Source organism: Actinoallomurus sp. NBC_01490 (assembly GCF_036227085.1).
GTDB classification, from domain to species: Bacteria; Actinomycetota; Actinomycetes; order Streptosporangiales; family Streptosporangiaceae; genus Actinoallomurus; species Actinoallomurus oryzae.
The window spans coordinates 1,663,177-1,688,601 of the sequence record NZ_CP109433.1 but is presented as its reverse complement, the minus strand read 5'-3'; the positions used below and the strand labels follow the sequence as shown (position 1 = coordinate 1,688,601).

Here is a 25,425-nt window from a genome sequence, read left to right as displayed (position 1 = left end):
GGTCCGGCGCGTACGTCAGCCGGACGGTGCCGGTCGTGCCCGCGGGCACGATCCACCCCTGCCGCCAGCCGTCGAGCCGTACGGGGCGCAGCGTCCGCCCGCCGATCGTCGCCCGCCAGCCCGCGTTGTAGTTCTCCTCGACGGTCAGGTACGACTCCTGCTCGGCGTCGACTTCCACGCTCCGCGTCTGCGGTGTCCACCGCGTGACCCGGACGTACGACGGTCGCGCGGCCGGCACGGACGCGATGCCGCCCGCCGGGTCCACGACCGCCGAGTCGACGCGGAAGGAGTCGAAGGCGACCGGGTCAAGAGTGTTCGCGCCCGCCCGGAGCCGTACGCTGCGGCAGGCGGTGAAGCGCAGGGGCCGCCCGGCGAGCACGTCGGCGAAGCTGCCGCTCGCCCGCGTCGGCACGGTCACCCCGTTCACCCGGAGCTTGGGCCCGAGCCCGCACCGCAGCGACAGGTTCGCCGCCGGGAGGCGCCGCAGGTTCGGCACGTGCCGGATGACGATGTCGGTGACCTGGGGCGTCTCCCCGGGGAACCGCAGGGTCAACCGGGCCGTGCGCATCGGGGCGATGGTCAGCACGCCGTCGGCGCCGATCACGCCCTCGCGCCACCGGCCGCGGTCGCCCTCGACACGCACCCTCAGCAGGCCGCTCGCGCCCGGCGGTCGCTTGACGGTGATCTTCCGCACCACGGTCGCGCGCCGCCACCGCAGCGCCAGCGTCGGGTCGGTGTCGCCGTCGGCCGGGATCCAGGTCGTGGTCGCGTCGCCGTCGAACGCCGAGCGCGCCATGCCGGCCGGATCGTTCGTCGACGCCGAGCTCGCCGCGATGGAGACGCGGGGGTCGGTGCTCATGTACCGCTGGATCAGCGCGGTGTCGACGAGCGCCGCGGTTCCGGTCAGCCGCGCCCTGGTCGCCGCCGGTGCGGTGAAGACCCGGTCGAAGCCGTAGCCCTCCTCGTCCTGCCGCTGTAGCTGCGGCGAGCAGACCCACCGGATCGGGCCCGGCATGCAGGCGGGCAGCCGGCCCGGGGCGCGGGTCATCACGGCCGTGCCGCCGCCGGGCACCGCGGGCAGCCGATACTGCCGCAGCGCCTGGACGCCGTCGATGTGCAGCTCGGACAGGCCGACGCGCGCCCCGGACGGCACGAGCGGCTTCTCGGCGAGCGCGAGGACGCGGACGCGCAGCCACCTCGTCGGGCCGGGCGCGACCGCCAGCGGCTGGGCGGCGGTGGTCCGCGCGACCTTCTGCTCGACCCGGCCGTTCTCGGTCAGGATCTCGATCCGGCTCGGCGGCGGCCCGAGCCAGGAGTCCTGGCTGAACGCCGCCGTGACGTTCCGCGGCGTCACCGGACGGCCGAAGTCGACTTTGAGCCACTGCCCGACCGGACCGTGCCAGCCGCCGGTCTCCCACCGAGTCCAGGGGTTGCCGTCGATCGCGGCGTACGGAAGGGCGCCCGGGTCGTCGAGCTGGGCGATCGAGTCGATGTCGGAGGCGGAGGAGGACGCGGTGACGTCCTTGATGCCGGTGTAGCCGGTGACCGTCGAGTAGCGGTCCCAGGCGTTCTCCATGAAGTCGCGTTCGTCGCCCGGCCGGCCCGGTTTCTCGTCCGCGGTCATGGTCGGGGAGGTCTGCCCGCGCAGCTCTCCGAAGTTGCGCTGCACGCGGCGCAGCGAGTCGGACACCGCCGCGCGGCCCGGCGCCTGCGGGTCGTCGTCGTCCAGCAGGACGGGCCGCCCGTCTAGCAGCCCGTTGTCGGCCAGGGTCAGCACGGCCTCCGGCGAGCCGTACAGCCGCAGCGCCTGGTCGACGCCGGTCATGCTCACGACGCCGTCCGCACCCGCGACCTCGAAGACCTCCACGGCCGGGTACGGCTGGTCGACCGTGTTCACCGCGTCGCCGGGCAGGGTCGTGCCCACCGCGCCGCCGAACGACGCGACGCGGCTGATCCCCGGTGAGGAGTACAGCGCCTCGTGGACGCGGGCGGGCCAGGCCCCGCGCAGGTCGTCGCGCTTGAGGTCGTTGCGCACGAGGACGTACCGGACGCCCATCCGGCCGAGCACCTCGGTGAGCCCGGCCGACCCATGGCCGCTGGTGAGCCGCTGGTCGATCGCGTCCATCAGGCGGGTCAGCCCCGCCGAGCCGGCCGGCACGATCTGCCGTTCGGCCCACCGCGCCGTCATCAGCGGCTCGGTGACCTCGTCGAGCGGGCGCCCCCACAGGTACTCGGCGAAGCGCGAGCCGGGGACCGTGATGACGCCCTGGTTCCCGGCGTGCGCGTTGAGCCAGGACGTGGCCTGGCGCCAGTACGGCGGCACGGACGTGAAGTCGCCGCTGACGGACAGGCCGGTACCGAGCGTGGACAGGCCCACCCCGGCGAGGGCGGCCAGCGCCGCCGCCACCGGCCAGGTGCGGCGTCTTCGCGTGCCCGGCGGCGTCAGCAGGTGCATGAGGCCCAGGGCCAGCGGCAGCCGGACCAGGCCGTCGAACTTGTACAGGTTGCGGAGCGGCGACAGCGGCCCGTCGATCCACTGCCGGACCTCGGCGGCGAACGGTCCGGCGTGGCCGGAGACGATGACGGTGACGCCGAGCAGCAACGTGAACAGCAGGAACGTCCGCTCCGGCAGGCCGCGCCGCGCCAGGCCCGCGACGCCGAGCGCGGCCACCGCGGCGGTGGCGAGGACGGGCAGGGTGCGGCTCAGGAACAGGTGACCGAGCGGCAGCCACGGGCTCCCGTCGACCATGAGGACGTTCGTCCAGCGTTCGGTGCCGCGCAGGATGTCGGCCAGGCTCGTGGAGGAGGTCGTCGTGACGGCCTTCTCGGTGTAGGTCAGCCAGGAGAAGGCGTACCGGCCGAGCAGGACCAGCGGCACGCTCCACCACGCCGTGGCGCACGCGACGGCGGCGGCCCACCACGCGAGGAGCCGGATCCGCGCGGTGCCGCGCGGCCGGGTGAGCACGAACAGCGCGGGCACGACCACGACGGCGAGGACGGCCGTGGCGTTGATGCCGCCGCAGCAGGCGACCGCCAGCCCCGACCGCGCCGCCGCTCTGATCCGCCCGCTGCCGCGCCCAACCGGACGGTCACGGCGGGTCACCGTGGCCAGCGGCAGGATGATCCAGGGCAGCATCGCCAGGGGCAGGTACTCCGAGGAGTTGATGCCCATCACGGCCAGCGCGTGCGGGCTCAGCGCGTACGCCATCGCGCCCGCCAGGCGGGCGCCGGGCGAGCCGATGCCGAGCCGTTCGGCGAGCCGCCGCGTGCCGACGAACGCCGCGCACAGCAACAGCGCCAGCCAGAACCGCTGGACGATCCAGGCGGGCAGCCCGATCAGGTGCCCGAGCACGTAGAACGGCCCCATCGGGAACAGGTAGCCGGCCGCCTGATTCTGCAGCTGGCCGAACTGCTCGACGTCCCACAGGTGCAGCGCCCGGCCCAGGAACCGCGCCGGGGCGAGGGGCAGATCGATCTTGGTGTCCGGGATGATCCGGCCGGGCCGCGTGGCCGTGGCGAGGAGGCTCAGGCAGGCGCAGCACAGCAGGACGCGCAGCCGCTCGCGCAGCACCGGATCCGGCTCGCCGGCCGCCTCCTCAGACGGCCGCTCCGCGACCGCCGGGGACGTCGTCACCGCGGCCATCCACCGGCCCGCCCGAGCAGGCGCTCCAGCTCCGTGGCCGTGCGGACCGGCTCGGCCTCGCCCCGCTCCAGCACCTCGTCGCGGACCGGACCCTCCACGACCCGCTCTCCGTCCGCGCCGCGCACCACGACCGCCTCGGGCCGGGCGCTGTGCGCGGTGCCCCGGCGGACGGCGGCGTCGACCAGCGCGGCCATGCGCGCGGCGCTGCGCGCCCAGTCGAACCGCCCGGCCCAGTCGCGGCAGGCGGCGGCCGTCTCCCGGCGCCGCCGCGGGTCGGCCAGCTCCTTCAGGGCGCGCTCGACCGTGTCGCCGACGTCCTCTCCGGCGGGCACGAGCCAGCCGGTCACGCCGTCGCGGACCGCGTCGCGCAGGCCGTCCACGTCGTAGGCGACGGTCGGCACGCCGAGCGCCGCCGCCTCGGTGACGCTGAGGCCCCATCCCTCGCCGCGCGACGTGCTCAGGTGCAGGCGAGAGCGGCCGACCAGCGCGTTCTTCGCGTCCTCCGGCAGGTAGCCGTGCAGGACCACCAGGTGATCCAGGCCGCGCGCGGCCACCTCCGCCCGCAGCCGGTCCTCGTCGGGGCCCCGGCCGACGAGGTGCACCGGCGTCTGGAGGCGTTCGGCCAGGTCGAGGAGGCGGTCGAGGCGCTTGTGCGGCACGAGCCGGCTGACGCACACCAGCCCGGCGCCGTCGCCGGGCGCGGGCGGCGACCCGGGCGGTGACACGGGCGGGACGACGCCGTTCGGCACGACGTACACCGGGCCGGTCCAGCCGAGGCGCTCGCGCATGGCCGCCACCGTGGACGGGGAGACGGCGACGCAGGCGTGACGCCGGTACGCGCGGCGGGCCACCGGCCCCTCCAGGAACCGCCCCACCCGGGCCAGCCAGGCGGGGAAGTGCATGCCGAACTGCTCGTCGTGCACGTGATGGACCACGCAGAACACCGGAACGCCGCGCGGCAGCACCCACGGTGTGAAGAACGGGATGCCGTTCTGGCAGTCGATCACGGCGTCCCAGGACCGGCGCCGGACCAGCATCCAGGCGAGCACCAGCGGGTAGATGGTGAACCGACCGCCGAGGCGTACGACCCGGACGCCCTCGACCGTCTCCCGCCGACTCTGCCCGCGCGCCCGCCCCGTGACGTAGTCAACGCGCCTGCCCTCCGCGACGAACCGCCGAGCGATCTCCCAGGCGTACCGCTCAGCCCCGCCGGCCGCCGGATGAGAGAGATCACGCCAGTTGACGACCGCGACCCGGGAGCCGCCCCGGGAGTGGACCCGGGTCTGGTGAGGGGTCCCCTCACCAGGCCCTGGCATGGTGAGGGGACCCCTCACACCTCGCCTCACACCTCGCCTCACCTCGCGAGCTCGTCGGCGAGCGGCGCTCTCGCGGGGGGTGCCACCGGCTCTCTTGCTGCTGCGCGGATGCGGAGCAGGTCGCGTACGCAGGCTCCTGCGTGGCGGGTGATTGAGAACGTCGAGCCGGGCATGTCGCGCCACGTCACCGGAACCTCGGTGATGGCGGCGCCGCGGCGGCGGCAGTGCACCAGCAGTTCCACGTCGAAGGCGAACCCGGCCGTGCGCAGGTCGGCGGCGGCGGCCCGGGCGAGCGGACCGGCGAAGAACTTGAAGCCGCACTGGGTGTCGGTGACGCCGCCGGTGATGTCGCGGCAGAGCCGGTTGAAGGCGAGGGCGCCGACGCGCCGGAACGGACGGCCGTAGACCTCCACGTCCGACTCCGGATGGCGGCGGGAGCCGATGATCACTTGGGCGCCGGTGCGGAGCATGGCGAGCACGTCCGGGAGGATATCCAGGCCGGTGGCCATGTCGGCGTCGCAGAAGCCGACGTACGGCGCGGTGGTGGCGAGCAGCCCGGCCCGTACCGCCGCGCCCTTGCCGGGCCGGGGGCAGCGCAGGAGGCGCACCGGCACCGGGCCCGACCACCGGCGGGCGATCTCGGCGGTGGCGTCGGTGCTGGCGCTGTCCACGACGGTGATGGTGGTGGACACGGGAAGTTCACAGAGCCCGCCCGACAGGGTCGCCAGGCCGTGGGCGAGCCGCGCCGCCTCGTTCCTCGCCGGGATGACGACGTCCAGCGCTCCTTCAGTGAGCCGGCCGCGCGGACCCACCGGTCACCGCGTGCCGTAGTTGTACAGCGGCTTGGCGACCGGGTCCTTCTCGGACGTCGTGACGACCCGTACGACGCCGAAAGAGGTCAGCAGGGCGAGGACGGCTCCGGCGAGCACGGCGGCGGCGATCCGCATCATGACTCCTTCGGAAGTGATCGTTTTTCGAGGTTACTAGTCGGTACTCGCCAGGACCAGATAAATGTCGCAAATGTAATAAACCACGCAATGTAGACCGGCAATCGCGGTATGTGCGGCGAATTCGCCGGAACGGCACCCGGGAGGCGGTACAGCGTGAGGTCCGGGCCGGCGACGAGGCGTTCGGCACCGGCGAGCCGGCCGTCCGGCGCTCCGGCGTCGACGGCGACGTACTTCACGCCGCGCGCGGCGAGCGGCGCGGTCAGCGGGGCGCCGGAGCGTACGAGGGCGTCGAGCTCGCGGGCGCGCGGCTCCTCGGCGGCCAGGCCGATGTCCCGCCCACCGGGCACGGCGACGCGCACGCCGTCGTTGACGATCACCCGGGCGGGCAGGAACCGCGGCAGCGGGTCCAGCACGCGCCGCCCGCCGTTCCACGGATAACTCCGGTAGGCCGCCCAGGGCAGCACGAGCACGTCGCCGGGATCGGCGGCCACCGCCGTACGGGCCCGCGCCCAGTCCGCCGGATAGTGCACCGCGCGCAGCCGCCCGCCCGCGCCCCAGGCCAGTCCGGGCAGCAGGAGCAGCGGGACCAGCAGCGCGGGCGCCGTCCGGCCGGGCAGGCGGGCGGCGGCCCGGCCCGCCCCGGCGGCGACGAGGACCGCCAGCGGCGCGACGAACTGCTGACCGTCCCGCAGGAACGCGAAGCCCGGCCACAGCCCGATCGCGCCGCGCAGCACGCCGGGCACGACCGCACCGAGCGCGGCGAGCGCGAACCCCGGCACGGCGGCCACGGCCAGCCCGGGAACCCGCCCACCGGGCGCGTACGAGGTCGGCCCGGGGATTCCCTCGCCACGGGCGTGCGAGGTCGGCCCGAGGGCTCGGCCGCCACGGAGGTACGCGGTCAGCCCGGGGATCCTCCCGCTACCGGCGTACGCGGCGATCGAGGCGGCCACGACGAGGAGCCAGAGCGCGGCCGTGACCGGGCCGCCGTACCCGCCGGGCACGGTCTCGGCGTTCCAGGCGCCGCCGAGCAGCAGCAGGCTGCCGAGCGTGCCGAACGGGGTGTCGGCGCGTGCGGCGAACGCCGCCACCCCCGCCGGGTCGCCCGGCGCGCTCGCCGCGCGCAGCAGGCTCGGCACGAGCCAGGGCAGCGCGGCCAGAAGCAGGATCGCCGCCGTGACGAGCGCCGGTCGCAGGCCCCGGCGGCCCGCGACGACGAGCGCGGCCAGCCCCGACACGGCGAGCGCCGCGAAGCCGCCGACGGCGGCCGGGACCAGCGCGAGCGCCAGCCGCCGGTGGTCCCCGCGCGCCGCCGCCGTCACGACGAGCGGCAGCGCCGCGTACCCGAGAAGCAGCGCCCACTGACCGAGCAGCAGGCGTTCGGCCACGTACGGGTTCCAGGCGTAGACGACGCCGGCGGCGAGCCGTGGCAGGAGCCGTTCGCCGGGCACCAGCGTGGACGCGGAGGCGCCGGCGAGCACGAAGATCGCGAGCAGGATCGCCTTCTGCACCAGCCCGGCCGGCGCCAGGTGGGACAGCGCGGCCACGACGGCGTCGCTGGGCACGTGCCGCGGCAACATGCCGGTCAGCCCGAACGTCGCCTCGGACAGGGCCGGACGCGGCACGAACACCATGTCGTACGCCAGCACGAACCCCGGGGCGAGCGCCGGCCCCAGCGCCAGCGCGCCGAGCAGCAGCCCGACGCCGGCCGCGACCGCGGTGTGCCGGCCTCGCTTCGTGGCTCGCATAGGAGGACGAAACGCTACCTCACGGGTCGCGGGGCAGGCCGAGCAGGCGTTCGGCGATGACGTTGAGGTTGACCTCGGTGGTGCCGCCGCCGATGGTCATCGCGCGCGAGGCGAGCAGCAGGCGGGTCCAGTGCCGGCGTCCCCCGTCGGTGTCGCGGCCGGTGAGCGCGCCCTCCGCGCCGAGCAGCCCGAAGCCGTACTCCGTCACCCGCTGGCCGTGCTCCATGCCGACGAGCTTGCCGACGTTCGCGGTGGCCCCGGCGTCCACGCCGGAGAGTTGTTTCAGGATCGCCCGTTCGCCGAGCAGCGCGAACACGTGCGCGTCGGCGGTGAACCCGCCCAGGGCGTCGCGTACGACCGGGTCCTCCGCGAGGCCGAGCTCCCCGGCGAGCGCGAGCAGCCCCGGCACGTCGGCGCCGAGCTGCCAGCCGGTCGACAGGTTCACGCGCTCGGCGGTGAGGGTGCCGCGGGCGACCTGCCAGCCCGCGTTCACCTCACCGACCACCATCGCGTCCGGCACGAACACCTCGTCGAGGAACACCTCGTTGAAGATCTGCTCGCCGGTCAGCTCCGCCAGCGGGCGCACCTCGATGCCGGGCGAGGCCATGTCGACCAGGAAGTAGGTGATGCCCTGGTGCTTGGGCGCGTCCGGGTCGGTACGGGCGACGCAGATGCCCCACTGGGCGTACTGGGCGAGCGACGTCCAGATCTTCTGCCCGCTGATCCTCCACCCGCCGTCCACCCGTTCCGCACGGGTGCGCAGCCCGGCCAGGTCCGAGCCCGCGCCCGGCTCGCTGAACAGCTGGCACCAGATGATCTGGCCGCGCAGGGTCGGGGGCAGGAAGCGTTCCTGCTGCTCGGGCGTTCCGTGCGCGACGAGCGAGGGCACCACCCAGGCTCCGATCAGGAGTGCGGGCGGCTGCACACCGGCGGCGCGCAGCTCCTGGTGGATGACGACCTGTTCGAGGGGCGAGGCCGCCCGGCCCCAGGGCCGGGACAGGTGCGGCTGGACCCAGCCGCCCGCGGCCAGCGCCTCGACCCGCTCGGCCTCGCCGAGTGCGGCCAGTGCCGCGACCTCCGTACGGATCTCGCGCCGCAGCGGCTCCGCCTCGGCGGGCAGGTCGAGCTCGCGCTCGCGGGTCACGCCGGACAGCGCGAGGGCGGCGACCGACGCCCGGTGCTCCGACGCGCGGCCGAGCAGCGCCCGCAGGGTCAGCGCCCGCCGGTAGTACAAATGCGCGTCGTGCTCGTAGGTGTAGCCGATGCCGCCGTGCACCTGGATGCAGTCCTGGGCGGCGGAGACGGCCGTGTCGGGGGCCAGCGCGGCGGCGACTCCGGCCGCGTAGGCGACCTGGTCGCCGGAGTCGTGGGTCACCGCGTACGCGGCGTCCCAGACGGCGGCGCGGGCGCGTTCGAGCCCGACCAGCATGCGGGCGCACTTGTGCTTGACGCCCTGGAACTGCCCGATCGGGCGGCCGAACTGCTCCCGCGTCCGCGCGTACTCCGCCGCCGTGTCGACCGCGCGACCGGCGACCCCGCAGGCCTCCGCGCCGAGGACCACGGCGGCGGTCGCGAGCACGTCCGGCCGTGCGAGGCCGGTCAGCACCCGCGCGGACACGCCGTCCAACCGGACCCGCGCCACCCGGCGTACCGGGTCGAGGCTCTCCAGCGGCTCGGCCGTGACCTCGGCGGCGGGCACCACGACCCACTCCTCGCCGTCGCCGGTCGCGACCGGCAGCACGAACAGGTCGGCGGCCAGGCCGCCCAGCACCGGCTCAGTGGCCCCGGACACGACGAGCACCTCACCCTCGCGGCGCCCGGTCAGCCCGCCCGCCAGGGACACCGCCCCGCGGCGGGTGCCGTCGGCGAGGCCGGGCAGCAGGTCCCCGGCACCCGCCGCGAGCAGCACGGCGCTCGCCCACACGGTGGGGACGTACGGGCCGGGGGCGAGGGCGCGGCCCATCTCCTCGACGGCGACCGCCAGCTCGACCAGGGAGAAGCCCTGCCCGCCGCGGTCCTCCGGCAGGTGCAGGCCGAGCAGGCCCTGGCCGGCGAGCGCGCTCCAGTGGTCCGGCCGATCGCCCGCGTCCGGAGCGAGGGCCGCGCGCACGGCCTCGCGCGGGATGTGTCGCGCCGCGAAGGCGCGTACGGAGGCGGCGAGTTCCTCGTGCTCGGCGGTCAGTCCTATGCCCATGCGCCCACGATAGATCAAATCCGAACGCGATTCGGTAGGGCCCGTCACCGCCGTGCCGGGCAGGTGCGGTACCAGCCGGGGGCGATCGACGTGGGGCGCGCGGGCGGTGCGGAGTAGCCGCGGCGGAAGACGCCGAGCGGGGCGGAGACGAACCGCGGCCGGTAGACCGACGCCTGCCGGAGGTTCTGCGGCACGCACCGCCCGTCCACGAGCGCGGTGTTGACGTTTTGACTTCCCCCCGGCACTAGGCGGCCGGGAGTCCTTCCACCCGCATGTGCGGGTCTGGGTGGGTTCCTGCTTCATCGCGCTGTGCCGGTACGGATACCGGTCTTACCTGCGCTCCACAGGCGGTCACCGCCAGTCCGGCGGCCTTGGCGACGTTGACCGCCGCGTTGACGTCTCGGTCCAGCACGGTCGCGCAAGCTCCGCACGTCCAGGTACGGATGTGCAGGGGCTTGGGTCCGTCCTTGACACCGCACGCCGAACACACCATCGAGGTGGGCTCGAAACGGCCGATCTTGACAAACGTCCGACCGTGTCGTGCAGCCTTGTACTCCAACATGGACACGAACGCGGACCATCCCGCGTCGTGAACGGACTTGGCCAGGCGCGTGCGGGCGAGTCCCTTCACCGCCAGGTCCTCCACGGCGACCGCTTGGTTCTCGCGGATCAGCCGGGTGGACAGCTGGTGATGAAACTCCCGGCGTGCATCAGCCACGCGCGCATGCACGCGAGCGACCTTCAGCCGGGCCTTGTCCCGGTTCTTCGAACCTTCCTGTTTGCGGGACAATTCCCGCTGCGCACGCTTAAGGCGCTTTTCGGCGCGACGCAGGAACCGCGGTGAACCAATTTTCCGGCCGTCACTCAGGACAGCAAAATGCCCCAGACCCAAGTCTATCCCGACCTGCGGTGTCGCCTCGGGCAACGGCTCTTCGAGGCCGGTGTCGATGACGAACGAGGCGACGTACCGACCCGCACCGTCCTTGATTACCGTCACCGACGACGGAACCGAGGGCAGAGCACGAGACCACTTCACCTTCACATCCCCAACCTTCGGAAGCCGCAGCTTCTGCCCCTGAGTGATCCGCCAAGAGGCGTTCGCGGTGAAACGGATCGACTGCCGGGTGTCCTTACGGGACTTAAAACGTGGCGGGCCCGCCTTGGGCCGTTTGCCGTTTAGACCGTCAAAGAAGTTCCGATAAGCCGCATCCAGGTCCCGCAGAGATGCTGAAGGATCACCGAGGACACCTCGGTGAGCCATTCCCGCTCCGGTGTCTTCTTCTCCACCGTAAGCCGCTTGGACAACTCGGCCAAGGTGACGAACGGCAGCCCGGCGGCGCGGGCGTCCTCGCGAACACGTAACGCGTCGTTGAAGACAACCCGCGCGCACCCGAACGCCTGAGCTAACGCTGTGCGCTGATCAGCGGTCGGGTACAAACGGAAGCCGTACCGAAGCTGCACGCGGGAACTCTATCGTTTGGCCATGTCACCGCGATGGGAATCAAACCCCGGCGTCCGCCATGCCGGTTTCGCCCTGTCCGGCCAGTCCGGCGGGGTCGCGCCCGAGGGTGGCCGTCGCCTCGCCGCGTCCGGCTCGGGCGGTCAGCGTCGCGTGGCGTTCGGCGCCGAGTTCCTCGGCCTCGCCGGCGAGGAGGACCGGGATGCCGTCCTCGACCCGGTAGCCGAGGCGCAGGCGCGGGTTGTAGAGCAGGCCGTCGCCGGCGAAGTACAGCAGCGCCTCCTTGTCCACCGGGCACGCCAGCAGTGGGAGCAGCCGACCGTCGAGCGTGGCAGCCTCCGCGCGGCCGGGCTCGGCGACGGCCTCCCCGGGGCCGGTGACGGCCTCCCCGGGGCCGGTGACGGCCTCCCCGGGGCCGGTGACGGTCTCCTCGGGGCCGGCGACGGTCTCCTCGGGGCCGGGGTCGGTGGCCGTCATGACTCGCGCCGGAGGATGAGCAGGAGGTTCCACGTCAGCAGCTCGCGCAGCCCCGGCAGCCGGACGACGAAGCCGCACCAGCGCGGGTAGTAGCGGGGCCGCGCCTCCAGCACCGTGACGTCGTCGCGGGAACGGACCAGCCGCAGCACCCGGCCCGCGCCGAGCGCGAACAGGCTCGTGCCGTACCGGTTCTTGGGCGGATGCCCGTGCCTCCGGGCGTAGCGGCGCGCCGCGTACGCCCCGCCGAGGAAGTGCCACGGCGAGGTCTCGTGGCCGCCCCAGGGGGAGAGCCAGAGCGTGTAGGCCAGGTAGACGATGCCGCCGGGCCGGGTGACGCGCACCAGCTCGTCGATGAAGGCGCCCGGATCCGGCACGTGCTCCAGCACGTTGGAGGAGAAGCTGACGTCGACGCCGGCATCGCGAAGCGGCAGCCGGCAGCCGTCGCCGACCAGGGACCCCGGCCGGGGTCCGCCCCGCCCGGACAGCTCGCCGAGGTCCGCCTCGACGAGGAGGCCGCGCGCGCCGCGGGCGTCGAAGGCGTCCGTGAAGTACCCGCTGCCGCCGCCGACGTCGAGGACCGTACGGCCCGCGAGGTCCACGTGGCGCTCGATCTGCCGTACCGCGTCGCCGGCGAGCAGCGTGTAGAAGCCGTCCGGGTCGGACTGCTCACCGAGGAAGCCGCGGAACAGCCGCAGCGAGCGGAAACGCCCGGGAACGGCGGGCTCCACCGGCCGGCGCGGAAGAGTCCGGGGTGCGGCCATGCGCTCTCTCCTGTCGGGGCCGGTGGGGGTGGAGGGACGTCGTTGACAGTGGATGATAACCGCCACAGAATGGCGCAAATCGGTCCACGGCTCGACCGATCCGCGGCGGCTGCGGCGACACCGCCGGGCTCGCGGGAGGGAGCGGTCAGGGTGACGACCGGAGGCGGCGCGCTCCAGCGGTTCTATGAGGACCCGAACGTCCCGCTCAGCTCCGGCACCGGCCGGGCCCGGCGGCAGCTCCGGATGGTCGAGGCCGTTCTCGCCGAGGCGGACCGGACCCAGGTGATCGTGGACGTCGGCTGCGGCGACGGCGCGGCGACCGGCCTCGTACGGCGGCTGGGGCACACGGTCGTCGGCGTCGACTGGTCGATGATGGCGCTGCGGAACGCCCGGCGCCACGACCTCCTCCTGATCCGCGGCGGGCTCGACGCGCCCGGGCTGCCTCTCGCGGACGGCAGCGTCGACCTGGTGATCTTCAGTGAGGTGATCGAGCACCTCGTCGACACCGACGCGGCGATCGACGAACTCCACCGCGTGCTGCGGCCCGGCGGCCGGCTCCTTCTGTCCACGCCGAACCTCGCCGCCTGGTACAACCGCGGCCTGCTCGCGCTCGGCATCCAGCCGATCTTCTCCGAGGTCAGCATGCGCGGCATCTACGGACGGCCGGGCCGCCAGGTGGCCGGTCACCTGCGGATGTTCACCAAGCGGGCGCTGACGGAGTTCCTCACCGCGGGGGGCTTCGTCTGCGAGCGCGTGGACGGCGCGCCGTCCCACGTCGTGCCGGGCGTCCTGCGGCCGCTGGACCTGCTGCTGTGCCGGTGGCCGTCGGCCGCGAGCATCCTGCTCGTCCAGGCGCGGCGGCCATGACCGCCGGGTCACGCCCGGGGCGGCCGTGATCCTCGGTGTGGTGCTGGCGCTCGTCGCCACGCTCGCCTACAACGCCGGGTTCGTACTGGAGAAGGGCGCGCTGTCCGCGCTGCCGCCGCTGACCGTACGGCTGCCGTTGGCCCTGGTCCGGACGCTGGTGACCACCCCGCGCTGGCTGGCCGGGTTCGGGCTGATCCTCGCGGGCCTGGCCGGTCAGCTCGTGGTCCTGACGCGCATCCCGCTGACCGTGGCGCAGCCGGTGTTCGCCTCCGGGATCGTGTTCCTGCTCCTGCTGAGCATGACGGTCCTCGGCGAACGGCTCACCGCGCGCGAGTGGACCGGGCTGGCGGGGATCGCGGCCGGAGTCGTCTGCGTCCTCGCGTCGCTGGACCCGCGCACGGACGTCGCCGGCACGGGCGGCCACGCGGTGCGCGTGCTGCTGGTCGCCGCGCCGTCGACGCTGGCCGGCGTGGCGGTGTTCGTGACGGCCGCACGCGGACGGGTACGGCCCCGCCCGGCCGGCGACGTGCCGTACGGTCTGGCGGCCGGGATCGTGTACGGCGTCGCCGGCATGATCTCCAAGGGCTTGTCGGCGTCGATCGACTTCCACGGCCCGACGGCGATCGCCGCGTCGGCGCTGGCCTCGCCGTACCTGTACCTGCTGGTACCGGTGGCCCTGACCGGCTTCGTGGTCTTCCAGACGGCGTTGCAGCGCGGACGCGCGTCGATCGTCGCCCCGGTGTCCACGGTGGTCTCCACGCTCTACACCGTGGTGGCGGGCACCCCGATGTTCGGCGAGCACCTCCCACCGGACGCGGCCGACCTGACCCTGCGCCTGGTGGGCCTGGCGCTCATCGCGGCCGCCCTGTTCCGCCTCCCCCACGGCGACGACACGGCGGGCCGATGAGGGCCGGGGACGCGGTCACGACCCGGTCCGGCGCTCAGTGCCGGCGGGCCTGGTGGAACGGGCCGGCGACGATCTGGCGGATGAAGGGGTGGTTGTAGCGGAGGGGCTCCGCGGAGACCTCGAAGGTGAAGTCCTGCCCGGGCTGCAACCATCGGCGGGCGATCACCACGGGGCGCTGGGCCCGGTAGATCGGCGCCCACGGCGGGGCGTAGTACATCGCGCCGGTACGCCTGATGTCGTCGCGCCGGAGCGCGGTGTTGAGCTGCTCCTGGATCGCCAGGGTCGCCGCGGGGTCGGGATCGTTGCGCCACAGGTCATTGATCGCCTGGCGTGCCCGGGGATCACGTTGCCAGCGTCTGACGGCGTCGCGTTCGGTCAGGCACCACGGGTCGAAGTCGCCGCTTCCCGGCAGCGGCAGCCGGCCGGCCGTCGGCCCGGCCCCGCCGCGGCGGCCGTAGGTCTTCAGCAGGCTCGGCATCGCGATGAGCTGGCCGAGGTGGTAGTAGATCTCCAGCGCCCGCTGCAAACGTTTCTCGACGACTTCGTGCAACCGCCGGCCGGCGGCCGGGTCGAACGCCTGCATGGCGTAGTCGGACGACGTGCCCGCCTCCGCCGACAGCTGCCGCAGCCGGGCGATCTCGGCGTGACGGCCGTCGCGGGCGGCGGTGATCTCGAAGGTGCCGAGCGCGACCTCGGCGTGTTCCTGTACGGCGGAACAGGCGGCGATCATCGCCGCCAGGTGGGCGGCCGGACAGGGCTCGATCTCGATCCAGCCGGGCAGGTCGGCCGGCAGATACCTCGGGTCCTCCACCCGGTAGCCGGGGTTGGCCGCGGCCTGGCGGCTCAGCGACAGCCAGCGTTCGACCTGGCCGAAGAACGCCCACACCTGCTCGGCGGTGACCTTGGGCAGGTAGCCGACCGTACGGGAGTCGGAACGGTAGTCGGCGTCGATCATCTTGTCGCCCAGGGTCTGCAGGACGTAGGCGTTCCAGGCGTACAGCTGCTGGGCGGCCGCCGCGGCCGGCATGCGCCAGGCGCTGACCCCCTGGTCGGCCAGGTCGCGGCGTACGGCCTCGGCGTCGTCGAGCGCGCGATAGACCCCCACGCCGGCCCGCTGGATCGACTCCAGTGTCCGGGCCGGCACCTCCTTACGGAAGCCGGCGATCACACGCGTCAACATCCCCGGTCGACCGCCGTCCCTTCCCGCTCCACCGCCCTGCGCGACCGTTGATCCGACGCAGCCGGCCGACGTTCCGTTCCGGATCATGATACGAGCGACGGCCGGATTCCCCGGCTTTCCCGTGTTACTTGCCGGGCTCGGGGTCGCGGGGCAGGCCGAGCATGCGCTCGGCGATGACGTTGAGCTGGACCTCCGTCGTTCCGCCGTAGATGGTCATCGAGCGGCTGAACAGCATGTAGCGCGCCCACAGGCCGGTCGGCCCGGTCATGTCCTCCAGGGCCGCGACGGCGCCCTGCGACTCCCAGATGAAGTCGGCGACCTGCTGGTTGAACTGCACGCCGAGCAGCTTGCGGACGCTCGCCTCCGCGCCCGGCTCGTGGCCGGAGATCTGCTTCAGCGTCAGGCGCAGGCCGAGCAGGTCGATCGCCTGGCCCTCGCAGAGGTACTCCCCCAGCTCCGCGCGCCTGACCGGGTCCAGGTCGCGGGCGCCGAAGAAGTTCAGCAGCTCCTTCACGCCGGCGCCGAGTCCCGAACCGCTGGACAGCTGCACCCGCTCGTTGCTCAGGGTGTTGCGGGCGACCTTCCAGCCCTGGCCGACCTCGCCCACCACCCGGTCGTCGGGGACGAACACGCCGTCGAGGAAGACCTCGTTGAACATCGCCTCGCCGGTCAGCTCCCGCAGCGGGCGCACGTCGACGCCCTCGGACTTCATGTCGACGATGAAGTACGTGATGCCGTCGTGCTTCTTCGGCTCGTTCGAGCTGCGGGCGATGCAGATCGCCCACTCGGCCTGCCGGGCCACCGACGTCCAGATCTTCTGGCCGGTCAGCTTCCAGCCACCCTCGACCCGTTCGGCCTTCATCTGCAGGGACGCCAGGTCCGAGCCCGCGCCCGGCTCGCTGAACAGCTGGCACCACGCCATCTCGCCGCGCAGCGTCGGGGCCAGGAACCGCTCCTGCTGCTCGGGTGTGCCGTACGTGACCAGCGACGGGACCACCCACGCACCGATCCCGAGCTGCGGGCCCTTGACCTTCGCGGCGCGCAGCTCCTGCAGGATCAGCACCTGCTCCATCGGCGAGGCGGCCTTGCCCCACGGCTTGGGCAGGTGCGGGAACACCCAGCCCTCGTCGCCCATCCGGGCGAAGCGCGTCTTGTTGTCCTCGATCGCGGCCAGCTCGGCGACCTCGGCGCGGATGCGGTTGCGCAGGGGCTCGGTGTCCTCGTCCAGCTCGACCTCGACCGCGCGGCGCACGCCGTCGAGGGCCAGCGTCGCGACCGAGCCGGCCCAGTCCTTCGCCGGGCCCAGCAGGACGCGCAGCGTCGAGGCGCGACGCAGGTAGAGACCGGACTCGTGCTCCCAGGTGAAGCCGATGCCGCCGAGCACCTGGATGCAGTCGCGGGCGCAGCGCAGCGCGGCGTCCGGCGCGATCACGGCGGCGACGCCCGCGGCGAAGCCCGACTCGTCGGCGGGGTCGTCGGAGGCGCGGGCGGCGTCCCACACGACGGCGCGGGCCTTCTCCAGCTCGATCAGCATCCGCGCGCACTTGTGCTTGACGCCCTGGAACTGCCCGATCGGCCGGCCGAACTGCTCGCGTACCTTGGCGTACTCCGACGCGGTCTCGACACACCACGCGGCGATGCCGGCCGCCTCGGCGCCGAGCAGCAGGGCCGCGAGGTCGAGGACCTCCTGGCCCTCCAGCCCGGTCAGGATCCGGTCGGCGGGTACGGTCACGTCGGCCGCCTCGACCCGGGCGACCCGGCGCGTACGGTCCAGGCTCACCAGCGGGGTCACGGTCAGCGCGGAGGCGTCGATGGCGACCCAGCGTTCGCCGTCGTCGGTGCTCACCGGTGCCACGATCACGTCGGCCAGGGCGCCGCCGAGGACCGGCTCGGCCGTGCCGCTGACGGTCAGGCCCGCGTCGGTACGGTGGCCGGTCAGACCGGTGGCCAGGGTGAGGGCGCCGATCACGCTGCCGTCGGCGAGGCCGGGGAGCAGCTCCGCGCGGGCCTTGGCGGACTCGTCGGCCCGCAGCAGGGCCGCCCCGGCCAGCACGGTGGGCAGGAACGGTCCCGGCACCATCGCGCGCCCGAGGGTCTCGACGGCCACCGCGAGCTCCAGCAGCCCGGCGCCCTGCCCGCCGAACTCCTCCGGGACGTGCAGGCCGAGCAGGCCCTGTTCGGCGAGGCCGGCCCAGAAGCCGGGGCGGGTCTCCTCATCGGCGTCGAGCGTCGCCCGTACGACGCCGACGGGTGAGTAACGCTCCGCCCAGCCACGCACCGCGTCGGCCAGCGCCTCGTGCTCCTCGGTCAGCCCGATCCCCATCTCAACACCCCATTCGCGACGTCCTCTCACGGCCTACCCTAGAGGCCGCCGAGCCGGTATTGGAATGGCATTCGGTACGATTCGAACCTGATTCGGGCCACAGATCCCGAACCCCCGCCGCGACCGCGCACGTGGACGCTCACGGCGGTCACGCGCGGACCGCCGTGAGCGTCCCAGAGTTCAGCATGATCTAGCGAGTCATCCGAGCTTGGGTACGCCGTGTCGGCGTGAAATGATCTGCGGCCGGGGCTGGGCTACGCGCCGCGGGAGACCAAGTGCGTGCACAGTGCTCCGAGTGCGGCCACATCAACAGCAACAACCGGGTCAGCCAGTCGGCTTTCATCTGCCGGAACTGCGGGGTCGTTGCCCACGCCGACCGCAACGCCTCCCACAACATCGCCCGCAAAGGCGAGGCTGCGTGGACCGCGGGGCGTGAGTCACGCGTCCCTGCCACCCCATAGCGGTGCCTGGACGGAAAGCCCACCCAGCAGCCGGCCGGGAGCTACCTCCAAACCCGGCCCTTCTTCAGGGCCGGGTCAAGTTGACAGGACCCGCAGCGAGCGGACCACGAAGTTGATGTCCGGCCAGAGCTTCTTGTTGGTGTTGGGCACCGTCATGAACACGATCCCGGGCGTCTTCTTGCCGGTGTCGACCAGGGCCACGGCGACGATGTCGCCGGTGGCCTTCACGCCCGGACGGCGGTACGTCAGGTAGTCGCTGACCAGCCATCCCTTGTGGCCGCCGATGGTCAGCGGCTCGTTGGCCAGGACGCGCTTCTTGTGCTGGAAGCCGAACATGCGCGCCTCGTACACCCGCGCGGCCTCGGCCGCGGCGGCGCGCTCGGTGCCGGGGCCGGTGTAGGCGTCCTTGGCCGCCCCGGAGAGCTCGGCGCTCATCAGGCGTGCCCAGTGCTTGGGCTGCCCGCCGGCCTTCTCCGTGACGGCGAACTGGCTCGTGCTGAAGCCCAGTTCGTTCATCGGGCTGTTCTTCGCCGCCGCCGCCCACGGCTTGGCGAACCGGGCGTACGACAGGCCGGACCGCCGGTCCGCGAGCCGGCCGAGGGCCTTGGTGTGCACGCCCTTGAACCTCGGGAGCGCCTTGCGTGCGGGCTCCTTCTCCTGAGCCGGCTGTGACGGGCTCCGCGAGGGTGAGTTCGCCGTCGTGGGGGCCGCCGCGGGGGCGGCCTTGCTGTCTCCGTTGTTCTTGAGGAAGTAGACGCCCGCGACCGCGACGAGGCCGACCACCAGGATGCCGACGCCGATGAAGAGCGGGCGCCGGGAGCCGCCCTCTTCGTCGTCGTAGGAGGCGATCGCGCCGCCCGCCTCTCCGCCACCACCGGCGGCGCCCTCCTCCCGCATCCACTCCGGGAGCCGGAGGTTGCCGCTGCTCGGCTTGCCGGGCTTGGGCGGCGGGCCGGAGGGCGCGACCACCTTGTCCCACATGGGCGGGTGGTCGTCGGGGGCGAAGAAATCGTTCTCGGCCGCCTCGTCCTCCGCGGTCGGGCGCTTCTCGGCCTGCGGCAGGGAGAAGGCGCCGGTGGTGGAGGAGACGCCCTCCGGCGGCGCTCCGGTGCCGGAGGAGACGGCCGCGCCGGACTCGGCGGAGAAGGTCTCGCGGCCGTACGAGGACTCCGGCGCGGACTCTGCGGAGAAGGTCTCGCGCCCGTACGAGGACTCTGCGGAGAACGTCTCGCGGCCGTACGAGGACCTGGGAACGCCGGCCGGCTTGTCGTCGAAACCGTTCGAGCCGAACGGCTTGTCGTCGAAGCCCGTGGAGCCGAACGACCCGGACCCGAAGGAGCCCGGCGTCTCCGGCTCGGCCGGCTCGGAGGAGGAGTCGCCAAAGGACGACGTGCCGAAGGAGCCGCTGCCGGATGACGCGTCACCGAAGGAGGCGTCACCGAAGGAGGCGTCACCGAACGAGGTGTTGCGGAAGGAAGAGTCCCCGAAAGACGTGTCGCTGAAGGAGGAGTCGTCGAACGACCCGAAGGACTGCTCGGCCGGGCGCGGGTTCTGCACCTCGGTGCCGAACTTCGGCGTCGCGCCGTTCGGCCCCGGATCCTCGACCTCGTCCGCGGGCTCGCGCGGGCTCTCCGTCCGGTCGGCGGGCTCGAACGGCGAACGCGACGAGGGCGACGCCGGAGCCGGCTGTTCCTCCGACGGGGAGACGGCCGGGAAGCCCCCGGTCGGCGCATCGTCATCCGCCGGCCACGACGGGGCGGGGCCGTTGACGGACGACTGGCCCGTCACGGACGGGAAACCCTGGCCACCGGACTCTTCTTCGGAGATCTTCGGTAGCGGCCCGGTCGTGTCATCGGGTACGGAGTTCTGGTCGTTCTGGCTGGTGGCCGGGCGCCACGCCCCGGCGTCCCCCTGATCCGACATGCCGCACAGGGTACGTGAAGATCAACATTTCTCGCTTACGTCACTAATTACGCTCAGGCCACAGCTTCTTAGCCAAGGCGTGGCACCGAGGTTACAGCCACCTCACCCCAAGTCGACCGAAGAAGCGTCTTGACGTGCGAAAACATCCTGGCGAGCGAAGCGCTCACGGACGAGTAGCGTGCCCCCCGCCACGGCACCCGGCATCGCCAGCACCGCACCCAACGGAATGAGGAAGACCACAAAAACCGAGGCGCCGAAGCCGACCGACAGCGCGCGTTCGCGCCGCAGCAGCGCGAACTTCTCGCGTCGGCGCAGGCCACGGCGTTCGAGCGCGATCGAGGTCAGCTCCAGGGTGAGGAAGTAGCCCGACACCAGGGCCGCCACCACCGGCACGACCGTCTGCCCGACCACCGGCAGGAACCCCAGCACGAAGAAGAGCACCGCGAACAGGCCCGTGATCAGCCCGACGACGATCGCGTCCCCGATGCCGCGCAGGACCTGCCGCCACAGCGGCACGCCCGCCTCGGGCGGCAGGCCGCCCGCCGACTCCTCGACCCGGCCGGAGATGCTCTCGTAGAACGGCTCGCCGACGACGAGCGTGAGACCGGTGAACGTGACGATCGAGAGCATCACGGCGGCGGCGAAGATGAGGACGCCCATCAGCACGCGTACGGTGTCGCGCAGGCCGCTCGACCAGTGGTCGGCGAACGGGCTCGCCGCCTTCACCAGGTCGGAGAGGTAGATGCCGAGAAACGTCAGCGCGACGGCGTACAGCACCAGAACGATCAGCGCCGGAATCAGGCCGAACAGCCACTGTCTCGGCCGCCGCGCCACCCAGCCGAGACCGCGGGCGAAGTAGCGCACACCGGCGAAGAAATCCCTCACGGCGCCAAGAGTAGGTGGAGATCGCCTACCGCGTCCGCCACGAACGCCCCGTTCCAGCCCGGCCGACCGGGTTCCGGGTCGCCGGGCGCGGGCGGAGCGAGGAGACCGGTGGCCCTGTCACGGCGCTGCGGCGGCGTAGCGACGAGGTTTCTAGGCGTGTTCGGCGGCGCGGCGGATGTTGCGCTGCATGCGCCCGAAGACGATCCCGTGGAACGGCCACACCGCCCACCAGTAGAGCTGGCCGGGCAGCCCGCGCGGGTGGAACAGCGCCCGCTGCCGGAACCACGTGCCGCCGTCCCGCTCGTCGATCGACAGGTCGAGCCAGGCGAGCCCGGGCAGCCGCATCTCCGCGCGCAGCCGCAGCAGCCGTCCCCGGTCGAGCTCCTCCACCCGCCAGAAGTCCAGCGAGTCACCGACGCGCAGCCGGTACGGATCGCGCCGGCCGCGTCTCAGGCCGACGCCGCCGGTGAGCCGGTCGAACAGGCCGCGCGCGGCCCAGGCGAGCGGCCAGGAGTACCAGCCGTTCTCCCCGCCGATGCCCTCGATCACCCGCCACAGCGTGTCGCGTGACGCGTCGACCGGCGACTCGCGGACGTCGGCGTACAACCTGCCGCCGGCCCAGTGCGGGTCGGTGGGCAGCGGGTCGCTCGGCGCGCCCGGCACGGACGCCGACGACCAGCGGGTGGCCACGTCGGACCTGCCGATGCGTTCGAGGGCGAGCCGGACCGCCCGGTCGAATCCGACCAGTCCCCCCGGCGGGTCCGGCACGTACGCGGCGATGTCGTGCTCGTGACAGACGACCTCGTGGCGCAGCGACTCGGCGAGCGGCCGGGCGACGGTGCCGGGGATGGGCGTGACCAGGCCGATCCACAGGCTGGACAACCTCGGCGTGAGCGCCGCGACCGGGAGGATCCGACGCGGGCGCAGGCCGGCGATGACGGCGTACCGCGCCATCATCTCCTCGTACGTGAGCACGTCCGGGCCGCCGATGTCGAACGACCGGCTGACCTCCGGCGGGAGCGCGGCGCACTCGGCGAGGTAGCGCAGCACGTCGCGGACCGCGATCGGCTGGATCCGGCACCGCACCCATCGCGGGGTGACCATGAGCGGCAGGCGCTCGGTGAGGTACCGCATCAGCTCGAAGGACAGCGAGCCGGACCCGATCACCACGGCGGCCCGCAGGACCGCGGTCGGTACGCCGGACGCGAGCAGGATCTCCCCCACCTCGCCGCGCGAGCGCAGGTGCTCCGACACGCGTTCGGGGCCGGACGGCGCGAGGCCGCCGAGGTAGACGACGCGGCCCACACCGGCCTCGCGGACGGCGGCGGCGAACGTACGGGCCATGCGGCGGTCGGTCGCGCCGAAGTCGCGGCCGGTGCCGAGGGCGTGGATGAGGTAGTACGCGACGTCGACGCCGTCGAGCGCCCGGCGTACGGAGCCGGGGTCGGTCAGGTCGGCGCGGACGATCTCCACCCGCCCGCTCCACGGGTGGTCGCGCAGCCGTTCGGGCGACCGGGCGGCGCAGCGCACCTCGTGACCGCGGGACAGCAGCTCGGGCACGAGGCGGCCCCCGATGTAGCCGGTCGCCCCCGTGACGAGACACAGCGTCACACGCCCCACCCCCTCGTCACGCCGCCCGGCCCGTACGGAAGCGGGCCAGCGCCTCGTCCAGGTCCACGATGGGATCCGGGTAGTCCAGGCGGCGGCGCAGGTCTCCGGGCAGCAGCCAGGGGCGGTGGACCGCCGGCCCCTCGACCTCTCCCAGTTCGGGTACCCAGCGGCGTACGTAGTCGCCCTCGGGGTCGAAGCGTCTCGCCTGCAGCAGCGGGTTGAGCACGACGTTCGGGCGGGTGGCCGCACCGGTGCCGGCCACCCACTGCCAGTTGAGCTGGTTGTTGGCCACGTCACCGTCGACGAGCAGGTCGAGGAAGTGCCGTGCGCCCACACGCCAGTCGACGTACAGCGTCTTCGCGAGGAAGCTCGCGGTGATCAGCCGGCCGCGATTGTGCATCCAGCCCTCCGTGACGAGCTGGCGCATCGCGGCGTCGACCAGGGGATAGCCGGTACGGCCCGCCCGCCAGGCCTCGGCGTCGTCGCCGTCGGGCCGCCACCGGTCCTGCCGGCAGCGGTAGTCGTCCCGCGCCGCGTCGGGGCGGTCGGCGAGCAGCTGCCGGTTGAAGTCGCGCCAGGCCAGCTGCCGGACGAACGCCTCCGCGCCGGCTCCGCCCCGCTGCCGCGCGCGGTGCACCACCTCGACCGGCGACAGGCAGCCGAAGTGCAGGTACGGCGACAGCCGGGAGGTGGCGTCGGCGGCCAGGTCGTCGTGCAGGTCCTCGTACCGGTCGATCGGGCCGGCCAGCCAGGCCTTCAGGCGCCGCCGCGCCTCGGTCTCCCCGCTCCGGGGCAGGCCGGACGACGGCCGGCCGCCGGCGAGCCCGACGGCCTCGGGCGGCGGTTCCGAACCGACGCCGGGCACCGAGACCTTCCGCGGCGCCCCGAGCGGCCGGCGCGCTCCCACGGCGCTCCACTTGCGGAAGAAGGGGGTGAAGACCGCCGAGTGCCCCTTGTCCGCCGGCGTGATCGTGCCGGGCGGGATCACCACGGCCGCGTCCGCGTGGACGCACAGCTCGCGGCGCATCCCGGCCAGCGCGGCACGCAGGCGTTCCTCGCGGCGCTGGGCGAACGCGCTGACGTCACCCGCCACGTGCACCTGGCCCGCGCCGGTCTCCTCGGCCACGCGGCAGACCTCGCGTACGAGGTCGCCCGATCGGATCACGAGCCGCCCGCCGCGCTCCCGCAGCGCGGCGTCGAGGTCGGCGAGACAGCCGGCGAGGAACGCCGCGCGGTTGGGCGTGCGGAACCCGGCGGCGCGGATCCCCTCATCGAGGACGAACAGCGGAACGACCTGGTCGGCGGCGTCGAGCGCACCGCGCAGCACCGGGCTGTCGTGCGTCCGCAGATCGGCCGTGAACAGTGCGATCGCTACGGTCATCACCCAGGACCGTTTCCGTTCCGGGCCCAGATCACTCCGGTTCGCGGCTCGCCGGCGAGTAGGCCTTGCCGGGACCGCAGAGGTGGTCCCGCACGCGTTCGACCAGCCCGACGCCGCTCTTGACGATCGTGTGCAGCAGGGGCGGCTGCGGTTCGGCGGACGTGCACCGGCTCGGCGCGCCCGCCTTGGCCTTCTTCGCCTTCTCCCCCAGCGAGACGAGCATCTCCCGGCTCAGGTGCGCGGCCAGGAGCGGAAAGATCCGCTCCTCCTCGTCGGCGATGTGCCGCCGCGCACTGATGATCGCCCAGGACAGGAGCAGAGAGAACTGATCGTCGGGCAGGTCGGACCCTTCGAGCCGCTTGAGGATCTTCTCGACATGCTCGTGCTCGCCGCAGGCGCCATCCGCGATCAGGTCCCCGTCGGGCAGGTACTCGCGGATGACCGGGTAGAAGTAGGCCTCCTCGGCCACGGCGTGCCGGACCGTCTCGATGATCATCTGGTCGGTCAGCGAGCGTTGCAGCGGTTCCCCGCCGGAGAGCACCTCCAGCTCCGTGAACAGCTGGTTCAGTTCTCGGTGATCCTCCGTCAGGACGGTGATCAGGTCCTCGGGCGGGTTCATGGCGTGCGGTTCTCTCTGGCATGGCCGCTGACGGCGACCGGGTGCGCAGCGGCCTGCGGTCGCGCGCTCGGTGCCGATTCCTCCCAGGCCTGCCCGCGTCGGCGCGCGACAAACGCCGCAGAACACAAAACCGCAGGTGAGTCCCTGTCTTCGTCCAGATCGGACTCGGCGGACGACCGGTGAGCGATCACCGACCGTCCCTTGCGGCCGCCGACGATGTGGGCGATCCTCCGGATCGGGACACCATGCCGCGAGGAGTCAGATGACAATCTGGACGGATCGTCTCGACAGCATCCAGGCCGGTCAGGCCCCCAAACCGACGGTCGTGGAGATTCTCCGGCTCCCCGACATCGTTTCGTGGGAGCCCGGCCAGGTCGTCACCAAGTGGGAGACCGACGAGGACTTCTTCACCACCGGCGGCCAGCTGTTCGGCGGATACCTCGGGGCCCTCGCCGACCAGGTCATGGGCCACACCGCGATGTCGGTGCTGGAGGATGAGAACGCCTTCCGCACCGCCCAGATGAACGTCACGTTCTACCGCCCGGTCCGTAACGGCGTGCTGTGGATCACCAGCAAGGTGACCTGCAAGACCCGGCAGGCCATTCACGTCCAGGTCGAGTTCACCGACGCCGACGGCACTCCGATGTGCTCGGTCTCGGGCATCCAGATCGTCTTTCCGAGAAGCCCCCGGTCGACCCCGCCGCGATGACCCGACGCCGCGCG

21 protein-coding genes and 1 pseudogene are annotated in these 25,425 nt (G+C 73.1%); 4 read left to right on the top strand and 18 right to left on the bottom strand.

The window, feature by feature from the left end; genetic code table 11:
- Nucleotides 1-1,618: 1,618 nt before the first annotated feature.
- The 11 genes and pseudogenes from OG417_RS08500 to OG417_RS08450 form a co-directional block, all read right to left on the bottom strand.
- Nucleotides 1,619-3,643, bottom strand: a pseudogene (locus OG417_RS08500) (alpha-(1->3)-arabinofuranosyltransferase domain-containing protein); the annotation flags it as partial.
- The gene (locus OG417_RS08495) at nt 3,631-4,959 is read right to left on the bottom strand and encodes a glycosyltransferase family 4 protein (protein ID WP_329252207.1); all 1,329 of its coding nucleotides are present in this window, start codon (nt 4,957-4,959) and stop codon (nt 3,631-3,633) included. The gene OG417_RS08495 and the pseudogene OG417_RS08500, both read right to left, overlap by 13 nt.
- Nucleotides 4,960-4,997: 38 nt before the next feature.
- On the bottom strand, nt 4,998-5,771 hold the full coding sequence (locus OG417_RS08490) for a glycosyltransferase (RefSeq protein ID WP_329252204.1): 774 nt from the start codon (nt 5,769-5,771) through the stop codon (nt 4,998-5,000).
- A gap of 3 nt (nt 5,772-5,774) precedes the next feature.
- Nucleotides 5,775-5,906, bottom strand: coding sequence for a hypothetical protein (locus OG417_RS08485; RefSeq protein WP_285583051.1), 132 nt, complete (start codon nt 5,904-5,906; stop codon nt 5,775-5,777).
- On the bottom strand, nt 5,906-7,654 hold the full coding sequence (locus tag OG417_RS08480) for a hypothetical protein (protein ID WP_329252201.1): 1,749 nt from the start codon (nt 7,652-7,654) through the stop codon (nt 5,906-5,908). Before OG417_RS08480 ends, OG417_RS08485 begins: the two co-directional genes overlap by 1 nt.
- Nucleotides 7,655-7,673: 19 nt before the next feature.
- Complete coding sequence (locus OG417_RS08475; RefSeq protein ID WP_329252198.1) at nt 7,674-9,848, bottom strand: acyl-CoA dehydrogenase; 2,175 nt, start codon at nt 9,846-9,848, stop codon at nt 7,674-7,676.
- Nucleotides 9,849-9,892: 44 nt separating this feature from the next.
- Nucleotides 9,893-10,042: a hypothetical protein gene (locus tag OG417_RS08470; RefSeq protein ID WP_329252195.1), complete on the bottom strand. Its 150-nt coding sequence runs from the start codon at nt 10,040-10,042 to the stop codon at nt 9,893-9,895.
- Nucleotides 10,043-10,092: 50 nt separating this feature from the next.
- On the bottom strand, nt 10,093-11,109 hold the full coding sequence (locus tag OG417_RS08465) for an RNA-guided endonuclease InsQ/TnpB family protein (RefSeq protein ID WP_329252192.1): 1,017 nt from the start codon (nt 11,107-11,109) through the stop codon (nt 10,093-10,095).
- The gene (locus OG417_RS08460; RefSeq protein ID WP_329252189.1) at nt 11,025-11,309 is read right to left on the bottom strand and encodes a helix-turn-helix domain-containing protein; all 285 of its coding nucleotides are present in this window, start codon (nt 11,307-11,309) and stop codon (nt 11,025-11,027) included. Before OG417_RS08460 ends, OG417_RS08465 begins: the two co-directional genes overlap by 85 nt.
- A gap of 40 nt (nt 11,310-11,349) precedes the next feature.
- Nucleotides 11,350-11,784 carry a Trm112 family protein gene (locus OG417_RS08455; protein ID WP_329252186.1) on the bottom strand — a complete coding sequence of 145 codons (435 nt, stop codon included), beginning with the start codon at nt 11,782-11,784 and terminating at the stop codon, nt 11,350-11,352.
- The gene (locus tag OG417_RS08450; RefSeq protein WP_329252183.1) at nt 11,781-12,545 is read right to left on the bottom strand and encodes a class I SAM-dependent methyltransferase; all 765 of its coding nucleotides are present in this window, start codon (nt 12,543-12,545) and stop codon (nt 11,781-11,783) included. Before OG417_RS08450 ends, OG417_RS08455 begins: the two co-directional genes overlap by 4 nt.
- Nucleotides 12,546-12,695: 150 nt before the next feature.
- Between OG417_RS08450 and OG417_RS08445 the strand changes: the two genes are divergently transcribed.
- Together OG417_RS08445 and OG417_RS08440 are read left to right on the top strand one after the other, a co-directional pair.
- Nucleotides 12,696-13,412, top strand: coding sequence for a class I SAM-dependent methyltransferase (locus OG417_RS08445; protein WP_329252180.1), 717 nt, complete (start codon nt 12,696-12,698; stop codon nt 13,410-13,412).
- 25 nt (nt 13,413-13,437) lie between these two features.
- Nucleotides 13,438-14,319 (top strand): hypothetical protein, encoded by an 882-nt coding sequence (locus OG417_RS08440; RefSeq protein ID WP_329252177.1) that lies wholly within the window; start codon nt 13,438-13,440, stop codon nt 14,317-14,319.
- Between the two features lie 34 nt (nt 14,320-14,353).
- On the opposite strand, the gene OG417_RS08435 is transcribed toward OG417_RS08440, so the two are convergent.
- Both OG417_RS08435 and OG417_RS08430 read right to left on the bottom strand, forming a co-directional pair.
- Nucleotides 14,354-15,499: a hypothetical protein gene (locus tag OG417_RS08435; protein WP_329252174.1), complete on the bottom strand. Its 1,146-nt coding sequence runs from the start codon at nt 15,497-15,499 to the stop codon at nt 14,354-14,356.
- 124 nt (nt 15,500-15,623) lie between these two features.
- On the bottom strand, nt 15,624-17,822 hold the full coding sequence (locus tag OG417_RS08430) for an acyl-CoA dehydrogenase (protein ID WP_329252171.1): 2,199 nt from the start codon (nt 17,820-17,822) through the stop codon (nt 15,624-15,626).
- A gap of 275 nt (nt 17,823-18,097) precedes the next feature.
- On the opposite strand from OG417_RS08430, the gene OG417_RS08425 reads away from it, so the two are divergent.
- Nucleotides 18,098-18,283 carry a zinc ribbon domain-containing protein gene (locus OG417_RS08425; RefSeq protein ID WP_329252169.1) on the top strand — a complete coding sequence of 62 codons (186 nt, stop codon included), beginning with the start codon at nt 18,098-18,100 and terminating at the stop codon, nt 18,281-18,283.
- A 75-nt stretch (nt 18,284-18,358) separates the two neighbouring features.
- Here OG417_RS08425 and OG417_RS08420 read toward each other — a convergent pair whose 3' ends face one another.
- From OG417_RS08420 to OG417_RS08400, 5 genes are all read right to left on the bottom strand, one after another.
- Nucleotides 18,359-20,206, bottom strand: coding sequence for a hypothetical protein (locus OG417_RS08420; protein ID WP_329252167.1), 1,848 nt, complete (start codon nt 20,204-20,206; stop codon nt 18,359-18,361).
- A gap of 102 nt (nt 20,207-20,308) precedes the next feature.
- Entirely contained in the window at nt 20,309-21,091 is a 783-nt protein-coding gene (locus tag OG417_RS08415) for an EI24 domain-containing protein (protein WP_329252164.1), read from the bottom strand.
- Between the two features lie 150 nt (nt 21,092-21,241).
- On the bottom strand, nt 21,242-22,702 hold the full coding sequence (locus tag OG417_RS08410) for an SDR family oxidoreductase (protein WP_329252160.1): 1,461 nt from the start codon (nt 22,700-22,702) through the stop codon (nt 21,242-21,244).
- Nucleotides 22,703-22,718: 16 nt separating this feature from the next.
- Complete coding sequence (locus OG417_RS08405) at nt 22,719-24,083, bottom strand: cryptochrome/photolyase family protein (protein ID WP_329252158.1); 1,365 nt, start codon at nt 24,081-24,083, stop codon at nt 22,719-22,721.
- 31 nt (nt 24,084-24,114) lie between these two features.
- Nucleotides 24,115-24,702 carry a hemerythrin domain-containing protein gene (locus tag OG417_RS08400; protein WP_329252154.1) on the bottom strand — a complete coding sequence of 196 codons (588 nt, stop codon included), beginning with the start codon at nt 24,700-24,702 and terminating at the stop codon, nt 24,115-24,117.
- A gap of 262 nt (nt 24,703-24,964) precedes the next feature.
- Here OG417_RS08400 and OG417_RS08395 point away from each other — a divergent pair, with 262 nt between their 5' ends.
- A complete protein-coding gene (locus OG417_RS08395; protein ID WP_329252151.1) occupies nt 24,965-25,411 on the top strand; it encodes a PaaI family thioesterase in 447 nt (148 codons plus the stop codon).
- Nucleotides 25,412-25,425 lie beyond the last annotated feature (14 nt).